The 17,279-nt window shown below is 45.0% G+C and carries 17 protein-coding genes; 5 read left to right on the top strand and 12 right to left on the bottom strand.

The window, feature by feature from the left end; translation table 11 throughout:
* The first annotated feature begins 263 nt into the window (after positions 1–263).
* Positions 264–797, top strand: coding sequence for a hypothetical protein (locus CJD36_RS22570; RefSeq protein WP_105041478.1), 534 nt, complete (start codon positions 264–266; stop codon positions 795–797).
* A 774-nt stretch (positions 798–1,571) separates the two neighbouring features.
* Entirely contained in the window at positions 1,572–2,003 is a 432-nt protein-coding gene (locus CJD36_RS22575; RefSeq protein ID WP_161499425.1) for a phage protein Gp36 family protein, read from the top strand.
* Positions 2,004–2,011: 8 nt separating this feature from the next.
* On the opposite strand, the gene CJD36_RS22580 is transcribed toward CJD36_RS22575, so the two are convergent.
* Positions 2,012–2,362, bottom strand: a complete 351-nt coding sequence (locus CJD36_RS22580) for a hypothetical protein (protein ID WP_133162766.1) — start codon at positions 2,360–2,362, stop codon at positions 2,012–2,014.
* 67 nt (positions 2,363–2,429) lie between these two features.
* On the opposite strand from CJD36_RS22580, the gene CJD36_RS22585 reads away from it, so the two are divergent.
* A complete protein-coding gene (locus CJD36_RS22585) occupies positions 2,430–3,548 on the top strand; it encodes a phage portal protein family protein (RefSeq protein ID WP_105041481.1) in 1,119 nt (372 codons plus the stop codon).
* 170 nt (positions 3,549–3,718) lie between these two features.
* Positions 3,719–4,234, top strand: a complete 516-nt coding sequence (locus CJD36_RS22590; protein WP_133162767.1) for a hypothetical protein — start codon at positions 3,719–3,721, stop codon at positions 4,232–4,234.
* Positions 4,235–4,356: 122 nt separating this feature from the next.
* Here CJD36_RS22590 and CJD36_RS22595 read toward each other — a convergent pair whose 3' ends face one another.
* Together CJD36_RS22595 and CJD36_RS22600 are read right to left on the bottom strand one after the other, a co-directional pair.
* Complete coding sequence (locus CJD36_RS22595) at positions 4,357–5,016, bottom strand: hypothetical protein (RefSeq protein ID WP_105041483.1); 660 nt, start codon at positions 5,014–5,016, stop codon at positions 4,357–4,359.
* 127 nt (positions 5,017–5,143) lie between these two features.
* Entirely contained in the window at positions 5,144–5,884 is a 741-nt protein-coding gene (locus CJD36_RS22600) for an outer membrane beta-barrel protein (RefSeq protein ID WP_105041484.1), read from the bottom strand.
* A 296-nt stretch (positions 5,885–6,180) separates the two neighbouring features.
* On the opposite strand from CJD36_RS22600, the gene CJD36_RS22605 reads away from it, so the two are divergent.
* Positions 6,181–6,543, top strand: coding sequence for a nuclear transport factor 2 family protein (locus tag CJD36_RS22605; RefSeq protein ID WP_105041485.1), 363 nt, complete (start codon positions 6,181–6,183; stop codon positions 6,541–6,543).
* Between the two features lie 222 nt (positions 6,544–6,765).
* Here CJD36_RS22605 and CJD36_RS23890 read toward each other — a convergent pair whose 3' ends face one another.
* The 9 genes from CJD36_RS23890 to CJD36_RS22650 form a co-directional block, all read right to left on the bottom strand.
* Positions 6,766–8,583 carry an ATP-dependent DNA helicase gene (locus tag CJD36_RS23890; protein ID WP_105041486.1) on the bottom strand — a complete coding sequence of 606 codons (1,818 nt, stop codon included), beginning with the start codon at positions 8,581–8,583 and terminating at the stop codon, positions 6,766–6,768.
* Between the two features lie 169 nt (positions 8,584–8,752).
* Complete coding sequence (locus CJD36_RS22615; protein ID WP_105041487.1) at positions 8,753–9,316, bottom strand: hypothetical protein; 564 nt, start codon at positions 9,314–9,316, stop codon at positions 8,753–8,755.
* An 80-nt stretch (positions 9,317–9,396) separates the two neighbouring features.
* Positions 9,397–9,969, bottom strand: a complete 573-nt coding sequence (locus CJD36_RS22620) for a hypothetical protein (protein WP_105041488.1) — start codon at positions 9,967–9,969, stop codon at positions 9,397–9,399.
* 23 nt (positions 9,970–9,992) lie between these two features.
* Entirely contained in the window at positions 9,993–10,424 is a 432-nt protein-coding gene (locus CJD36_RS22625; RefSeq protein ID WP_105041489.1) for a hypothetical protein, read from the bottom strand.
* Between the two features lie 478 nt (positions 10,425–10,902).
* Positions 10,903–12,540, bottom strand: coding sequence for an ABC transporter substrate-binding protein (locus CJD36_RS22630; RefSeq protein WP_105041490.1), 1,638 nt, complete (start codon positions 12,538–12,540; stop codon positions 10,903–10,905).
* 154 nt (positions 12,541–12,694) lie between these two features.
* Positions 12,695–13,780, bottom strand: coding sequence for a glycine cleavage system aminomethyltransferase GcvT (gene gcvT / locus CJD36_RS22635; protein WP_105041491.1), 1,086 nt, complete (start codon positions 13,778–13,780; stop codon positions 12,695–12,697).
* Between the two features lie 89 nt (positions 13,781–13,869).
* Complete coding sequence (locus CJD36_RS22640) at positions 13,870–14,568, bottom strand: LOG family protein (protein WP_105041492.1); 699 nt, start codon at positions 14,566–14,568, stop codon at positions 13,870–13,872.
* Positions 14,569–16,095, bottom strand: coding sequence for a sodium:solute symporter (locus CJD36_RS22645; RefSeq protein WP_105041493.1), 1,527 nt, complete (start codon positions 16,093–16,095; stop codon positions 14,569–14,571). It abuts the gene before it with no gap.
* 247 nt (positions 16,096–16,342) lie between these two features.
* Positions 16,343–16,966, bottom strand: a complete 624-nt coding sequence (locus CJD36_RS22650; protein ID WP_105041494.1) for a hypothetical protein — start codon at positions 16,964–16,966, stop codon at positions 16,343–16,345.
* Positions 16,967–17,279: the final 313 nt, after the last annotated feature.

The raw sequence follows: 17,279 nt of genomic DNA on the forward strand, positions 1-17,279 counted from the left end.
AGTCAATAAGCTGCTCAAACAAGCATTTGCTATTGCGACAAAAGAAGCAATTTTTGAGAAAAATTATTTACAAAATACTTGTTTATAAACACAGTTCATTGCGAGCCCTTCGCGAAGCAATCTCACGAAAGGACGTATTCGTTTTGTACTTTTCTAACCCCACTGGTCGAAGCGTCTCGCTTGCAAACATCCCCCATTTACCCCCTATAACAGAATATTAGCACAACCTTACTTAAATTTACAAACTGATACAAAGCAACTGCATGAAAAATAGCATCATTACCATACTACTTTGCCTTTCATTCCCTGCCCTTTCATTAGCTCAGGCTACCTCACCACACTCCACACCCGAGTCCAGGCAAAAATCTAAAGACCGTTCAGATTATAGCCTGTTTCGCCGCCAGATAACAGCACTAAAAGAATTTTCCGAAGAGCGCAAAAAAATTCCGCTACTCAAGAAAGACAACAAGGAGATCATTAAGGTCTATGTGACTATGGACTCTACCGAAACCGACGACACTACTAAGAACAAGTTCCTCCAGGGCTTCATCACACAGCAGATCGGTGAGAATACCGCCAACGCATATGAACTTACATTCGATCGTACAACACGCAAGATCACAACCATCAAGCGCACAGGTGAAAGCACCGAACCAGAACCTGCTGAAGTAAAAGAAAAGCCTGCACCCAAAAAAGGCACCGAAGTAAAGAAACCTGCGCCAAAGAAGAAAAAAGATGGTGACGAGGACGACGAAGAGGAAGAAGAGGAAAAACTCTCAAAAGAAAAAGACGAGTAATAGCGGCTCGTCCGCGTTTACAACGCGGATGCTACGGCAGGGCGTTTGTAACGCCCGAACATAACTCCACAGGTAACCTCATATTTACCGGTCGAAGCGCCCCGTGGAGTTCATCCCGATCACTCCGAGATCCCGGTACATGTAAGCGCCTCGCTTGCCAAACAACAATATTAAATAGAATGACCCTCAAGGGCCACACTCATTAATGAGCAAGCCCCACTGGTCGAAGCGTCCCGCTTCGTCCCTGCACAAGCAAGCGTCCCGCTTGCGAAAACAGATACCCGCTCGTCCGCGTTTATAACGCCCGAACAAAATCCCGGCTCGTCCGCGTTTGTAACGCGGATGCTACGGCAGGGCGTTTGTAACGCCCGAACATAACTCCACAGGTAACCTCATATTTACCGGTCGAAGCGCCCCGTGGAGTTCATCCCAATCACTCCGAGATCCCGGTACATGTAAGCGCCTCGCGTTTGTAACGCCCGAACATAACTCCACAGGTAACCTCATATTTACCGGTCGAAGCGCCCCGTGGAGTTCATCCCAATCACTCCGAGATCCCGGTACATGTAAGCGCCTCGCTTGCCAAACAACAATATTAAATAGAATGGCCCTCAAGGGCCACACTCATTAATGAGCAAGCCCCACTGGTCGAAGTGTCCCGCTTCGTCCCTGCACAAGCAAGCGTCCCGCTTGCGAAAACAGATACCCGTCTCGTCCGCGTTTATATCGCCCGAACAAAATCACTATTATCTCCACCTCAAACCCCCCACCCCTATGCCACTCATCACCCCTGCCGATCTCTCCACACACATTTACACCGAGATCATCAACGAGATCACCCGCAATGACGACAGCATTGCCTCAATCGCCATAAACGCAGCCATACAAGAGGCAAAACTCTACCTGTCACGTTACAACCTTGTGCAATTGTTTGGCACAGAAACTACAGAGCCGGTTATAAACGACACACTCCTGAAATCATTGGTCAAAGACATTGCCGTTTGGCACCTACTCAAGTTGTCCAATACAAACATAGATCAGGCAACCCACCGACTCGCTTATGAGGACGCAATAAAAACGTTGAAAAATATTATGAGCGGTGCTGCGGTGCCTGATGGTTGGCCTTTTGCAGAACCTGCAACAAACGAGCCCGATGGAGATACCATCTCTTGGACCAGTAATGCGAAAAGGAAAAATTATTATTAGAAGACGTTTTATGCGATTTTGAGCACCATCTTATAGGCCAATATCAGCACAGCAACAATTACATAGATCAATAGTTTCAGATACCTTACCTGCACATGGTTCGTCAACTCCATAAAGCTAAGAGGCACCACTTTCAGATTCACCAGAAACAATGCAATACCCGTACCTATGAAAAATGGAAATTTGAATAAAACCAGCAATGCCTTAGTAGGAAGAACGCCGTCCAATAGCAAACTAAGCCCCATCAACACTATTACATTCAGCACTGTCACTATCACTACAGCTACGTAGTAAGAAAACACTTGCGACCCGGTAAGAAAATAAAGCAGTTTATATGCTTCTAATGTAAGCGGTTTCATACGAGGTGCGAAGTTAATATATTTTATAAACCAGTCATCATCATTATTCACTAATTATCATAATAACATGGTAAAATCACATAAATCATCCCCCGACCCGCAAAACATCATTATCAACGAACTGAATGTCCGCTCAGCCGACCGTGGCAAAAAAGATATTTCCGTTTGGCGCAATGCACTCATTGCCGCCGAGTCTGTTTACTACCCCAATCGGGCACGCCTCTACGATCTCTATGACGATGTAATGCTTGATGGACACCTCTCCGGTGTCATTTCCAAGCGCATAGATGCCGTAATTAACAAAGAGTTATTCTTCGAATGCAACGGCAAAAAAGATCATGCTTTCGATGAGTTGATCCGCTCCATGCCTTTTCGTAACATCATGCAACTCATACTGGAAACACAACTCTGGGGTATCTCCGGTGTAGAATTTATTCCCGGCAAAGAACTGGCTTTCGAAAAGATACCACGCAAACACATAAAGCCCGAACAGGGTATTATTGCATACGAGCAAACCGGAACGGACGGTATCCCCTATAACTCATTAGATAACGTGTGGGTACTAGGCGATCTTGCCGATCTCGGCCTGCTTCTCAAGTGCGCACCGCTTTGCTTGTATAAAAGAGGTGGCCTTTCTGATTGGGCCGAATACATCGAGATATTCGGTCAACCGGTCCGCATCATCCGTTACGACTCTTACGACGAGCAAACGAAGATGGAACTACGAAAGGTATTGGAAGAAAGCGGAAGCTCATTGTCAGTAATGCTCCCCCGCCAGGCCGATTTTGAGATAAAAGACGGTAAACAAAGCAACAGCGATGGAGACCTGCAGCTGTCATTTATAAAACTACTCAACGAAGAAATGTCCATTATCATTCTCGGCAATACCGACACTACCAACAGCAGTAGCAGCAGTGGCTATGCCCAGAGCAAGATACACCTGCAGCAGCAATACGAGATCACCCGCAGCGATCTTTCCTACACCGCTGCCATGCTCAACGATCCAAAATTCCATGCTATTCTCAGCAGCTATGGCTACCCCGTCATTGGCGGCAAATTTGTCTTCTCAAAAGATATGGATATCGACTACCTCACCCGCCGTATTGCCATAGACAAAGAAGTAGCTGAGAAGATCACTATTCCCGCATCTTATTGGTACGACACCTACGGCATCAAAGAATCGTAACGCCAAAGATTGTCGCGGTGAGGCTTGCACTTACTTTTTGCGGGCCATTACAATTCACATTTCACGCTATCTGCCTTTTGATTATCATGGTGAGGCTCTCGAACCACGACAATCAAAATGGCTCATCCGGCAAACAGCATTCCGTACATAAAACCCCCAACATCCCAATCATGAACTCCCCCTTCGCCAACATCTTCCTGTCGATCCAGGAACGAATAAAAACCAATGCCCCGTCTATAAAACACATCGATCAGGATCTGGGCCAACTTAAAAACGCGCGCCCACCTGTATCCTGGCCATGCGTCCTCATCGATTTTGAAGATTTTACTTTCGAGGATCTCTCAGAGAATGTACAACTCACCAATGGCACCGTTGTATTAAGGTTAGGCTTTGCGCCCTATAGCAACACTTCTGCTGCCACACCGGCGCCATTTGCTGAACAGGCACTTAACTATTACGATATAGAATGGCAATTGCATCAACTGATGCATGGCTGGCGGCCACTAAAAAATGTTGGCAGTTTATGCAGAACCAGCGCAACTACCCAAAAAAGGAATGACGCATACCGCATACGCGAGATCCGCTACAGTATTGCCTTCGAAGACTACAGCACAAAACGCACATTGTCCTATGCTCCCGCTACACTAATAGTCGACGAGCAGGTCCAATTACCTGCTTCTTCATAAAATGATGCTGGGCGTAGACTCTGTCTACGTCCTGGCGGTTGCCGGTCTCCCGACCGGCGCATCCGGACGTATTCGTTTTGTACACATTGTAGGTTCATTGGAAAATTGGCTTGCAACCAGTCCTACTTCTTCATAAACCTGCACGAATAGCCCAGGCAAAACAAACTGCACTTATCATACCCGAAATCTGCAAAAAGGCTCGATCTGCTGGCTACATAATAGCGCACACCCGCCTTTAGTGATGGCGTAATATTACGCTCGGTCAGTTTCACAGTGCTATCTCCTTGTGGTAGTGCCGAATGGTGCTCATTATTTATTAAAAAGCCTAACCCTACAAACACATCAAGCCGCTTTACAGGTATGATCTTGCCAAAATGATAGTACGCACTCAATCCCGCACTGTATATGTCGGTCTTATCCGATCGGTAGCGCTTATAATCGCGGCCATTTGCAGTATATAGCTGATAATAATTACCAAAGTACCCATCATAACTAACCGTAAGCCCCAGACTCATGTTGCTACTTACACCATATTCCAGCTTACCGTATATAGGCGCGAAACCCGAAGTGTTGTTCTTTTCAAAGCCTTTCGGTACAGAAAAATCCGTTCTGTGCCCATCAATAAAGCCAACCGCCAAGGTGGCTATAACAGAGTGCCGGATAAAAGAAGGCTGCAAAGTGTCAACCGGCTTTGCCTTTTTTACTTCCGGTGCAACTGAAACGGTTTGTGCTTGTGCAATGCCGCAGGAAAACAATAAAGAGAGTAATAGTATAGACCTCATAAAAATGATGAATGGATTATTTGATAACGGTAAAGGCTTGTCTGTATTACGTGTGGTACTAAAAATAAAAACGTCCCACTGTAATAGCGGGACGTTTTCTATATTATTTTCCGTTTGTGGGATGAAATCACTCATCATCATCACGGCTACGCTCTTTTTTCTTTGGCTTTGGAGCTGAATCATCATCATCATCCTTGTCCATCTTACGGTGGTGAACTTCGTCACCTGGCTCATGATGGCTGTGCATCTTGTGACCTGTGTTGAAATTCTTGCTGATGCCGATGTTTACCTGGCGACCGAAGTTAAGATTGAAAGTATTGATGCTATAAACTGCAGTTGTGTACTTGTCAGTTGCATAGTTTATACCACCGATGTTGAAGTTCAGGCATACTGCACGACCCATGTTAACACCCAAAGCCGGGTAGAAACCAACATAGATACCGTTGTGCTTGTTGTAAGCAGGATCTCCTTCGTGAGTAGTGTAACCACCCTGATAAGTGAAATCCAACTGAGTGAACCAGAAGAAAGTTTCGCTACGACCGATATAACGAGAATAACGTGCGAAAGGACCTACCTTATACATGTTATCTGTAGTGTGCTGTGCGTTTACAGTTTTAGTTGCATCCTGTCCCCAGCTAAGCATCATACCCAATGTCCAGTTACGGTTGAATTGGTAACCAACACCTGTAGTGATGTTCCAATTTGTAGTTTTCTGTACACGGCCGCTGTTGCCAGTAGTTGTGTTTACAGAATCTCTTACAGTATGTAAATTAATATCACCATACCATAGGATGCTTTTTGGTTCTTGCGCGTTAGCTGTTGTTGCTATACTTCCTGCGGTTAATAAAGCGAGGATCAGTCTTTTCATAACAGAGATGTGTTTGTGTTTAGTAATGCAAATATAATCGTCATTTCGAAAAAACAATAGCTTTTATTGATTTTATTTTAACAGTTTGCCAAAACATATTTTTTGCCCGGTTAAAATAACTCGTTAAATCGCAGTTAAAAGCCGCTTTTAGTTACTAACATTTTATTCACACTTTGGCGTGTATCGCTAGTATTTTCAAGGCTTTAGCTTGTTTCTTTCAACAAATGTAACTATGAAAAAGTTGGTCTCAAAATAATCTTTGTTCAGCATTACATTTGCATCAAATAAATATAAAAATGGCACAAAAAAACCTCGTAAACATTGCAGAAAGGTGGTTTGACGGCTTTAATAACAAGGATCTTGAGGGTTTATTATCGCTCTATGACGACCATGCGGAGCACTTTAGCCCCAAATTGAAGATCCGCAAGCCCGAAACCAATGGTATGGTGCGTGGTAAAGCCGCCCTTAGGGCCTGGTGGGCCGATGCATTCGACAGATTACCCACATTACAATACCTGCCTACCACCTACACGGCCAATGATGAGCGGGTATTTATGGAGTATATAAGAAGGGTAGACGGAGAACTGGATATGTTGATAGCTGAAGTACTGGAGATAAGAGAGGGAAAGATCATTGCATCAAGGGTTTATCACGGTTAGTGTGCATTTCTTCCCAAATGTTACACCGAATATCATGTTGAGCCGCGCCGAAGCACGACATTCGCACAGGCCGGTTCTCTTGGAGTGACGCACAAAACAAGCACCTCCCGATGGCCAAAGATTATCGCGGTTCGTCCCTCGAGAGCCTCAGGATGCCACTCACCGGGACAATCTTTGGCGGCACTAGATCCAAGTTTGAGGTTTTAACTTTTGACTTTTAAATTAGGAAAGTATCTCCGCGTTTTTCTGGTCTACAAGCACACGTAATGAGCTCCACACCTTAGCATGCTTAGCTACTTTGGTCTTGTCATTGAGCATAATAAGGTGGGCATCAATATCGGCTAGTATGGGTACAAATACTTTTTGGGAAAAATAGATGCGGGCAGCAGCACCACGCTCTATGATCTTTATGTCTTCGCCGGCCTCGAAAAACGAGCGCACCTGCCAATGGAAAGTTTCGGCATGTGTTTGTGCAGTAAGCAATGAGTTCCTGATCTTACCTATCAGATCCATGTTTTGTTGCGCCGGACCAAGCTTACGTTTAGAAAGCTCAAGCGCGGCTTGTGTAACTGCTTCAATAAGATCAGTAAAGGTAAATGCCTGTATCATGCGCGAAAGGTGGGCATGCCGGCGACTGGCTTCCAACCTCAGATCCAGTTCTGCTTCATCTGCTTCTGTTTCAGCAAAATCGATGATGCGGCTATCTATCATTACATTCTCAATATTCAGCTTGCTGCGCAGCGCCAGTCCTTCAATGCTCGTGCAACGGCTCAAAGCCACATATACCTGCCCCGATGCAAATGCACGATTTAGATCAACAATTGCTTTGTCGAGTGTAAGCCCCTGGCTCTTATGCACAGTAATTGCCCATGCCAGTCGCAAAGGGTATTGAGAGAAAGAACCTATTTCATCTTCCACTACTTCGCCCTTACGTGGATCAAGGGCATAGCGCACGTTCTTCCATACTTCTAGGTCGGCAATGAGCGAGTTAGATGCAGGTTCTCCCGGGAATGAAACTTTGATGCCGTTTACATCAATACGCTCTACCACACCTATTTTGCCATTGTAGTATCGGCGGGGTGTTTGCAGATCGTTTTTAATGAACATTACCTGTGCACCTTCTTTCAGGTTCAGCTCCATTTCGGTGGGCAGGTTTTTCTCACTAAAATCATTGGTGATCTTGCCTTTGAATTTATGTGTAGGCGTGGCTAGTTTTTCCAGCTCTTCCCTGTTGATGGTGTCTGCTATCTGGTTGTGTGTGCAGAGAACAATGTAGCCTTTGTAATCAACACCTTCCTGCACCTGGCGGGCATTGAGTGTGTCGATATCATCGTACGTTACATTGCCGGTGCGTATGCGATTGAGCAGATCAATAAAAACTTTATCCTTTTGCCTGTAGATCTTTGTCAGTTCAATATATAGCGGCGGATTCTCGCGAATAGCTACTGAATCGAAGAAATAAGTACTTGAGTAGAAATTGCGCAGTATCTCCCAGTCTTCAGGCTGGGCTACCGGTGGCAATTGGAACATATCGCCGATAAATACCATCTGCACACCACCAAAGGGTTTGTGATACTGGCGGCGAACATGGCGCAGCACCAGGTCCATAGCATCAAGCAGATCAGCGCGCACCATACTTACTTCATCAATAATGAGTAGTTGTAGTTTGCGGATCAGCTGTTGCTTGGTTTCTCTTAATCTTAGCCGGGCAAGTAAAGAGTGCTTGTCTTCTACATTATCAGGTGTGCCGCCAAAACCACTTACCGTTCCGGGAATGAATGGCCCGAATGGCAGCTGCAGAAACGAGTGAATAGTTTCTCCGCCAGCATTAATAGCTGCAATACCAGTAGGTGCAACTACAGCGCAACGCTTCTTGGTTTGTGAGCGAATGTACTTGAGGAATGTTGTCTTACCCGACCCCGCTTTGCCTGTAAGAAATATATTCTCATCGGTATCGCACACAAATGTAGCCGCCTTTAAAAAGGTGAGGTTATCAGCATCTGGAGTATCGAATGGATTGAGAAACTTGGCGGGAATCATGGGGTGCAAAAATACAAAATAAATGGCTCAGGTGTGCTGAAGTTTCACGCAAAGAGCGCAAAGGTTACGCGCTAAGCACCGCAAAGAGTGTTTCGTTTTTGAGCGCGTAAAGGGTGACATTCAAGTTTTACTCGCTAAAAAACTCGATTGCGAGTGCATCTTAGTTTTACTACTTCTTTTTTTGTTTCGGGGTTTTCTTTTCGGCTACCGGCTTCGGCACCTCATGTACCATAATATAACATCCAGTGATCTTATCTATCGCAGCACAGCCTGTACTCTTAAGTCTGGCACCTTTTTGCCATACTAACTTGTTTTTATATTGCATATGCCATTCCTGCACTAGCTGTTGAAAAAGCAATCTATTTCCATCAATATACTCATACATTCCGACGTCGCAACCATCTATAATAAGATCAAATTGTTCCCCCGTCACGGTGTATTCAGGAACACTGATTATGTGATCAAGAACATAAAATGCCATATCTCCCACCTTCATATTGGTCCTCTTACATTTGTAACGTACCGGGATGGGTGTACTGTCTGCTATCAATCCTATTAAGAATGGCACCGCTTCTTTTTTCTTTGCAATGATCCGCCATATAACCGAATTACAGTCAAACGCCGCATCACCCTTCAGGTATCTGATACTATCTACCTGATCCTTAATACTGTTTTGTCCAAGTGTACCATTGCAATATAATAACAGGCACATCAATTTAAGTATGGTCTTCATGGTATACTGTTTAGTTGGATATAAATAATATCCTCTGCATTTAAGAAAAACACAACGCGATTTGTTACGATCCCATTTTGTTACTTCTTTTTCTGTTTTGCCTCTTTCTTTTCGGGCACCGGCTTTGGGTACTCATACACCCACAGATAGTAACCCACAATATTATTTTTTCTTCGACAATCTGTTAGACCATCTTCTGTGTATTCGCACCATATCAATTTGTCTTTATATTGCGCATACCATTTTTGAATTTTTCCTTGAAGAGTCGACCTATTCTCCTCAATATAATCGTATTCCGCTGTCAGGCAACCGTTGTCATACACATGAAATTGTCGTTCTGCAATAGGTCCTAAAGGTACAGTAAGTATCTGATCAAGAATATAATATGCCATGTCGCCCACATTCATGTCCTTCTCTCGTTTGCACCTGTAGGGAACGGGTATTGTTGTACTATCTGAAATCAATGCTATTAAATAGGGCACAGGTTCTTTGTTCTTTGCGATGATCCGCCATATAACCGAATTACAGTCAAACGCCGCATCACCCTTCAGGTATCTGATACTATCTACCTGGGCTTTTATGCTTAGATTGTTTTGGCCATGAGCGATGTTGCAACAAAATAAAAGACAGATTAGTTTCAATGCAGTTTTCATAAGTGTAACGTTTAGTGTGGTGGCTATTCAGTGTCAGCGAGACCTCTTCGTTTCTTTAAAAATATGGAGATAAAAGAAATGACAATCCCTATTAATGCAATAGTGCTGGCCGCAAAAAACTCAGATGGTGTGGCAGCTAGTGTTTCGGGATCGGGGTGGAGGAGGCTGCCGATGGAAACTGCCCAGTTGAGGTAATACATAAAGCACGATGTGGCTACCGCGCACATGATGATAAATGCATTGATAGGGTAGTACTTGAACTGCATGAACTCTTCGGAATTGTTGTAGTTAGATTTGAGCAGGTATATGGGCAACAACATATCGAACACCATCTCTATGGACATTGCCTTAGCTGATTGCTGGAATGCGATGAGAAACCAGAATGGCATCATTAACAGGTGGAAGCCTATTGCAGGGATAAAGGAGTAAAGTATTATACGACGCCAGTAGTTCATGGTGAGGGTAAAGATATAATAATGGGATAGGATTTTATATGATGGCGCGCTTAATCTGTGCTTCTAATTCCAAAAACGAATACGTCGTTCGTAAGATTGCTTCGCGAAGGGCTCGCAATGACGGGGTCGGGGTTGTAAAAAAGAATACGTCCGGATACTAGATTGCTTCCTTCGTCGCAATGACGGCTTAGTGGGTCTCAAAGAGAACCGACCCGTGCGAATGCCAGGGGTTCGAGGGCCACACCCTGACATTCGGGTGTGGCATTGGGCATCTCAAAGATAACCGACCCGATGAATGAGTTTTTCGGACTCAAAGAGAATCGACCCGTACGAATGTCGTGGTTCGGCGCGGCTCGCCATGACATTCGGGTATGACATTAGAACGTCTAAAAGAGAACCGGCCCGATGAACCGGTCGGGAGACCGGCAACCGCGCGAGCGTAAACAGAGTTTACGCTCAGCATCCAAGTTTTTGACGACTAATTTTTTATATCGACCAGCTTAATGTCTATAACATTGAGGGCGTTGCTGCGGAAGCCGGTAATGTTGTTTTGGGTGAAGTGGAGGAGGACATCATAGTAGAGGGGGAGAACGGGGGCATAGCTGATGGCGAGGCTATCCATTTGGCGGTAGAGCTGCCAGCGGGCGGTGTCGGGGAGGTTGAGGGATTGGTCGTACCACTTGTCGAATGTGGGGTTGCTGAAGCGAGTATAGTTGGGTGGGGCAGGTTGGCGGCTGTTGAAGATAATAAGGAACGTTTCTGCATCGGGGTAGTCGGCCAGCCACTGTGCCCTGAAAAACACTGCCTGCGACTTGCTCATTTGCTGGCGCAATATGTTGGGTTGCATTACTTCTATTTGTGTGGGTATGCCCACCTCCTGTAGTTCGCCTGCTATAAAGTTGACGATGTCTACATAGTTATCCTGCACCAGTATTTTTATAGGCTTCAATCCTTTTCCATTTGGGTAGCCTGCTTCGGCAAGCAGTTGTTGTGCTTTTGCAGGGTTGTATTCATAGCCATATTTTGCAGCACTGTCGTAGCCCGGAATACCTGCGGGTATAAACCCATGAGTGGCGGGTATGCCCATACCATTCTTAAAGTAGGTGACTATCTTTTGCCGGTTGATGGCATAATTGATGGCACGGCGGATAAGTACGTTACCTGTAGGTTCACCTGCCATTATAGGGTTGGCCGTGTCGGTAAGAAAGCCTAGATATTCTGTGTTGAGATAAGTGTCTTTGGCCAGATGAAAGCTGTGCTGGTACTCGGGTTTTACGGTACCGCTCTTGGAGAGTATAAGGTCTTTGAATGAACCGTCTATACCGTTGACGAAGTCGAGCTTATGCTGCATGAACAGCAGAAACTCGGTGGCCTTGCTATCTATGAATGACACCTGTACGGCATCGAGATAGGGTAGTTGTGTGCCTTTATTGTCATGTTCGAAATAATGAGGGTTGCGCACGAGGCTAAGGACATTGCCTTCATCCCAATAGCTGAACATAAATGGACCTGTGCCGCAAGGGTGACTGCGATAATCTTTGCCCCATTTCTCTACAACTTCGCGTGGAACTATGTTGCAGTATGCCATGCTGAGCATACCCAACAGCGGGCGGAATGGCGCAGATAATATTAGTTGAAACGTAGTATCGTCTATTGCCTTGAACGGTTCTTTTTCAGCTACGCGTCCGTTAAATATCCATGCGCCGGTGGCTGCCGTAGCGGGGTCAGTAAGGCGGGTGAACGTATAAACTATGTCTGCGGCTACCATCTTGCGGCCTTTGCCATTAGCGAATACAGGATTGTCCTGGAAATAAACATCGTTACGTAAGTGGAAGGTGCATACCAGTCCGTTGGCGCTTACTTCCCATGTTTTAGCCAATGAGGGTATTACGTGCAGGTGTTCGTCTGTTTCTACCAGCGTATTGTATACCATGTGGTTGATCCAGATCTGGTAAAGGTCTTTGGCAAATGCAGGGTCTATAGCTTCCAGATTGCCACTGGAGAGGTTGATGTGGAACATCTTTTTTGCGGTGTTGGTATTGTGGCGGCATGATGGCATAGTGAGCCATAGACCCGTGAGGGCTAATAATAGTGCTATGTATCTGGCTACGCGCATTAGATGGGCAAATTACGGTTTATGTGTGAATTGGCAGGGCGGGATGTAAGCGAATGAAGGGTGACTGTATAAGTTGGGCTTGAGTATATGTGCATATAACAGAAAAAGCACCCAAAGGATGCTTTTTCTGTTATATCAATTTACTGTATGTTACTTATGCGAAAGGTATCTTTACTACCTGTGCTTTTACTGCTTTGTCGCGGATCATAACGAATACATCGCTGCCTTCTGCTGCGTGCTCGGTAGCTACGTATGCCATACCGATAGCTTTACCCAGGCTTGGTGCCTGTGTGCCTGATGTGATCACACCTATTTCCTTGCCTTCGGCATTCTGTATAGTGTAACCATGACGCGGAATACCCTTGTCTACCATTTCCAGACCTACAAGCTTTTTCTTTAAACCACCTGCTTTCAATGCTTCCAATATAGGGCGGGCAGTGAAGTCTTTGGTGAACTTGGTGATCCAACCCAAGCCTGCTTCAAGCGGGCTTGTTGTATCGTCGATATCATTACCGTACAGGCAGAATCCTTTCTCCAGACGGAGTGTATCGCGCGCTGCCAGACCAATAGGCTTAAGGCCTAATGGAGTACCTACGCGGAAAATTTCGCTCCATACCTTTTCTGCATTATCGCCTTCGTTATCGAAGTATATTTCTACACCACCAGCTCCGGTATAACCTGTTGCGCTGATAACCACGTTATCAACACCTGCAAACTTGCCCTTTACGAATGTGTAGTACTTCAGGTTTACGAGGTCCATATCGGTTAGCTGCTGCATCATAGCAGTAGCATTCGGACCCTGAACAGCAAGCAATGCTGTTTTTTCAGAAATGTTGTGCATTTCCACGCCCTTTGTGTTGTGGCTGCTTATCCAGTTCCAGTCTTTTTCTATGTTAGAAGCATTCACCACCAACATATAAACCTTGTTTGTTTCTACACAATATACCAGCAGGTCGTCAACAATACCGCCTTCATTGTTGGGCAGGCAGGAATATTGCGCTTTTCCGTCGGTCAATTTAGAAGCATCGTTGGTAGTAACGCGCTGAATTAGGTCCAAAGCGTTCTCACCCTTAAGGATGAACTCACCCATGTGGCTGACATCGAATATACCTGCATTCGTACGAACAGCATGATGCTCATCGTTGATACCGGTATAAGAGATAGGCATGTTGTAGCCTGCAAATTCTGCCATTTTAGCGCCCAGCGCCAAATGCTTTTCCGTAAATGGAGTATTCTTCATTGCTTTCTATTAAGTATAATTGTGAGTGGTGCAAAATTAACAGGATATTCCAAATTAATTGAATTTTCTATATCCCGCTGCAATTGCCCTTAGAAATTAGGTTGCAGCTTGTTGTGCGTATAAAACTCGGTCATGTAGGCAACAACCTCATCGGCTGTGTCAAATACCTTTATCATGTCCAGGTCTCCCGGGCTGATGTTAGATTCCTGCTCCTGCATTACTTCTTTCATCCACTTAAAGAGTCCGCCCCAGTACGCTGAGCCTACACAGATCATTGGGGTCTGGGTGAATTTGCGGGTTTGGATCAAAGTGGATACTTCAAAAAATTCATCCATTGTACCCCAGCCGCCGGGCATCATTATAAATGCCTGTGAGTATTTGGTGAACATTACCTTACGAACAAAGAAATAGTCGAAGTTGATAGACATATCCCGATCTATAAAAGGATTGTTAGACTGTTCAAACGGCAGGGATATGTTTAAGCCCACACTACGGCCGTGGCCCTGGTTGGCGCCCTTATTAGCCGCTTCCATAATGCCGGGCCCACCACCCGATATAATACCAAAGCCGTTTTCGGCAAGGCGTTTGGCTATTTCTACGGCAAGGTCGTAATACTTATGTCCGGGTGTGGTGCGAGCCGATCCGAAGATAGATACGCAGGGGCCTATTTTGGCGAGGGTTTCAAAACCCTGCACGAATTCGGCCATTATTTTGAATATCTGCCAGCTAGAGTGTGCTCGGGTCTCGGTCCAGTCTCTGGATTTTAGGTTAGTTAGTTGTTCTTTCATTTATTGCACATGGCCGGTTTCAACCCGGCCTCTTTTAGAAGATAAAAGTAAGAGTAAAAAGGTAAGTGATGCGTTGATTATCAATAATTCGGTGCCGATCTGGTAACCGCCGAGCCATTTGGCTTCATTCTGTTTGATCATATAACAGATAACAGGTGCCGCAATACAGATGATGGGTACAAACTCTTTTCTGACATTTCTATTGGTGAATATACCAAACACGAACAACGCCAGTAGCGGTCCGTATGTATAGCCGGCGACTACCAATAGTGTCTGTATCAATGAGCCATTGTCTACCATACGGAAGATGAACACACAAATGAGAAATAATACGGCAAAAGTGTAATGCACAAACATGCGTGTCTTCTTTTGCTGCGCCTCGGTCATGCCCTGCTTGCGGCGTATGCCCAGTATATCTATACAGAATGAAGAGGTAAGGGCGGTAAGGGCACCATCGGCACTTGGGAAGAGTGCGGAGATAAGACCTATGATGAAGATTACACTAATAACAGGCGGCATATAATGAAAGGCCAGCTCGGGGAAGATGTTATCGCCGATAATGTTTTTACCATCGAGCAGGAATTGCACTGTGTCTTTGCCATTGACCATTATGTGCTGGAAGCTTCCGCCCTTGCTCATACCATACAGGTAAAGCAAACCACCGAGCATGAGGAATATGAATACAACAAATGCCTGCAGGAAACTAAGTGTGAGCATGTTCTTCTGCGAATCTTTTACATTGCTTACGCTGATGTTCTTCTGCATCATTTCCTGATCAAGACCGGTCATAGCAATAGTTATAAATGCACCACCCAATATCTGCTTGAGGAAGAAGCCGCCTTTTTGCGGGTCTGTTTCCAACAGTTTAGTGTAGCCATGTTCTTGCATCATGGTCCAGCCCGCGCCTGTAGTGAGGTGCAATGCATGCAGGATGTAGCCTACGCAAATGATCAACGCCAGCAACATAAACGTGGTTTGCAGCGTGTCTGTCCATACAATGGTTTTCACACCGCCACGGTAGGTATACAAAAGAATAAGTCCCAGTATTATGATAGCTGTTGCTTCGAAAGGAATACCCATACCTTCCAACACAAACTTTTCGAGTACTTTGATTACCAAGTAAAGACGTAGTGTTGCCCCCAAGGTGCGGGATAGAATAAAAAATAGCGCGCCGGTTTTGTAAGCAGTGCCACCCAGGCGGCCTTCGAGGTAGGTATAAATGGAGGTAAGCTTAAGCTTGTAGTAGAGCGGCAACAGTATAAACGCTACAGCGAAGTAGCCCAGCCAGTAACCGATAACGACCTGGAAATAATCAAAACCCTTGAGACCTACCGTGCCCGGCACAGATATGAATGTCATACCCGACAATGATGTGCCGATCATGCCAAATGCGACCAGCCACCACTTACTGTTGCGGTTGCCTATGAAGAAGGATTCGTTGCTGGAATTGCGGGAGGTATAAAAGGCAATGCCCAGAAGCACTGCGAAGTATATTAGGATAATAGAAAGCAGTATTACAGGACTCATGTTGTTAATTTAAAAGTAAAAACCGGTCGGCCGAGTAAAAAGTAAAAATGATTCGTCTATTGGTTTGTTTTTTTTGCTTACATAGTTATGTCGCCCTTACAGGGCTTCTGCTCCAAATGCGCTCTTCGTAATCAAACCCGAAACCAAGTAATAACATTCCCGCAGTTGCTAAGGACTATTGTTAAAAAATATCGGTTGTATCCAAAAGTAGGACACAACCGACAATCAATAAAATTTACCCGATATATTATAGGCCTACGTATATACCTGCACGATAAACGAGCTGGCTTTTATAGGGGCTGTAGTCTGCCTGCAAGACGTCGTACATAATTTCGAAAGTAGCTGATGTGCGGCCACCGAGTGATTGTTTATAACCTGCGCCAACCAGCAGGCAAGCCGCCGTTACTGACTGTGTTCTTCTCACTGTGCGATCTGCCGTTCCGCTGGAATAGTCGGGAACATAATAGCGGATATTGGTAATGTCATACTCAAAATCTGTTGCTATGAAGATAGGGTTGTAGACCATACACTTAGCCCAAACGCCAGGGAAGACAATATTATAATGCTGGAATTGTTCCTGATTATTAGACAGCGTATAATCATATATTTTGTAGTACTGATAGCCTAAGCCCACACCTACGGCAAGGAAATCGGTAAGCTTATAGCCCACTTTAGGAGAGATGCCGAAGTTGGCATAACCGGAGGACAGGCCTGCGTTTAAGCCACCGCCAATTACCAATTTGGCAGGGTCATATCCTTTCTGCTCTTTCTTCCTGTATCCGTTTGCTTTTCCTGAACTATTATATACATCCTGGGCTGAAACACTAAGGAGTCCTGCGCATAACAGCAATGTGCAAAGCATCTGCTTCATTATAATAAATTTATATGTACGAAGTTACCGTAAAAACAATAATCAAACCGCAACAAGCGTGCCAGTTGCCGTATTTTAACAGTATGGTTTTGTGTGGATTCTTGTGTAGTTCACGCAAAGAGCGCAAAGGCTTTGTTTTTTGAGCGTGCAAAGGGCTAATGTTCGCAACGAATACGTCCCGATGCAAGATTGCTTCGTTCCTCGCAATGAACTGTGTTTATAAACAAGTATTTTGTAAATAATTTTTCTCAAAAATTGCTTCTTTTGTCGCAATAGCAAATGCTTGTTTGAGCAGCTTATTGACTACCGCTAT

It is taken from the genome of Flavipsychrobacter stenotrophus (assembly GCF_002954265.1).
GTDB lineage: Bacteria > Bacteroidota > Bacteroidia > Chitinophagales > Chitinophagaceae > Flavipsychrobacter > Flavipsychrobacter stenotrophus.

What these genes read in the sequence shown, in the direction of transcription:
- CJD36_RS22570 (WP_105041478.1), top strand. Translation starts at nt 264, where the DNA reads ATGAAAAATAGCATCATTACCATACTACTTTGCCTTTCATTCCCTGCC.
- CJD36_RS22575 (WP_161499425.1), top strand. Translation starts at nt 1,572, where the DNA reads ATGCCACTCATCACCCCTGCCGATCTCTCCACACACATTTACACCGAG.
- CJD36_RS22580 (WP_133162766.1), bottom strand. Translation starts at nt 2,362, where the DNA reads ATGAAACCGCTTACATTAGAAGCATATAAACTGCTTTATTTTCTTACC.
- CJD36_RS22585 (WP_105041481.1), top strand. Translation starts at nt 2,430, where the DNA reads ATGGTAAAATCACATAAATCATCCCCCGACCCGCAAAACATCATTATC.
- CJD36_RS22590 (WP_133162767.1), top strand. Translation starts at nt 3,719, where the DNA reads ATGAACTCCCCCTTCGCCAACATCTTCCTGTCGATCCAGGAACGAATA.
- CJD36_RS22595 (WP_105041483.1), bottom strand. Translation starts at nt 5,016, where the DNA reads ATGAGGTCTATACTATTACTCTCTTTATTGTTTTCCTGCGGCATTGCA.
- CJD36_RS22600 (WP_105041484.1), bottom strand. Translation starts at nt 5,884, where the DNA reads ATGAAAAGACTGATCCTCGCTTTATTAACCGCAGGAAGTATAGCAACA.
- CJD36_RS22605 (WP_105041485.1), top strand. Translation starts at nt 6,181, where the DNA reads ATGGCACAAAAAAACCTCGTAAACATTGCAGAAAGGTGGTTTGACGGC.
- CJD36_RS23890 (WP_105041486.1), bottom strand. Translation starts at nt 8,583, where the DNA reads ATGATTCCCGCCAAGTTTCTCAATCCATTCGATACTCCAGATGCTGAT.
- CJD36_RS22615 (WP_105041487.1), bottom strand. Translation starts at nt 9,316, where the DNA reads ATGAAGACCATACTTAAATTGATGTGCCTGTTATTATATTGCAATGGT.
- CJD36_RS22620 (WP_105041488.1), bottom strand. Translation starts at nt 9,969, where the DNA reads ATGAAAACTGCATTGAAACTAATCTGTCTTTTATTTTGTTGCAACATC.
- CJD36_RS22625 (WP_105041489.1), bottom strand. Translation starts at nt 10,424, where the DNA reads ATGAACTACTGGCGTCGTATAATACTTTACTCCTTTATCCCTGCAATA.
- CJD36_RS22630 (WP_105041490.1), bottom strand. Translation starts at nt 12,540, where the DNA reads ATGCGCGTAGCCAGATACATAGCACTATTATTAGCCCTCACGGGTCTA.
- gcvT (WP_105041491.1), bottom strand. Translation starts at nt 13,780, where the DNA reads ATGAAGAATACTCCATTTACGGAAAAGCATTTGGCGCTGGGCGCTAAA.
- CJD36_RS22640 (WP_105041492.1), bottom strand. Translation starts at nt 14,568, where the DNA reads ATGAAAGAACAACTAACTAACCTAAAATCCAGAGACTGGACCGAGACC.
- CJD36_RS22645 (WP_105041493.1), bottom strand. Translation starts at nt 16,095, where the DNA reads ATGAGTCCTGTAATACTGCTTTCTATTATCCTAATATACTTCGCAGTG.
- CJD36_RS22650 (WP_105041494.1), bottom strand. Translation starts at nt 16,966, where the DNA reads ATGAAGCAGATGCTTTGCACATTGCTGTTATGCGCAGGACTCCTTAGT.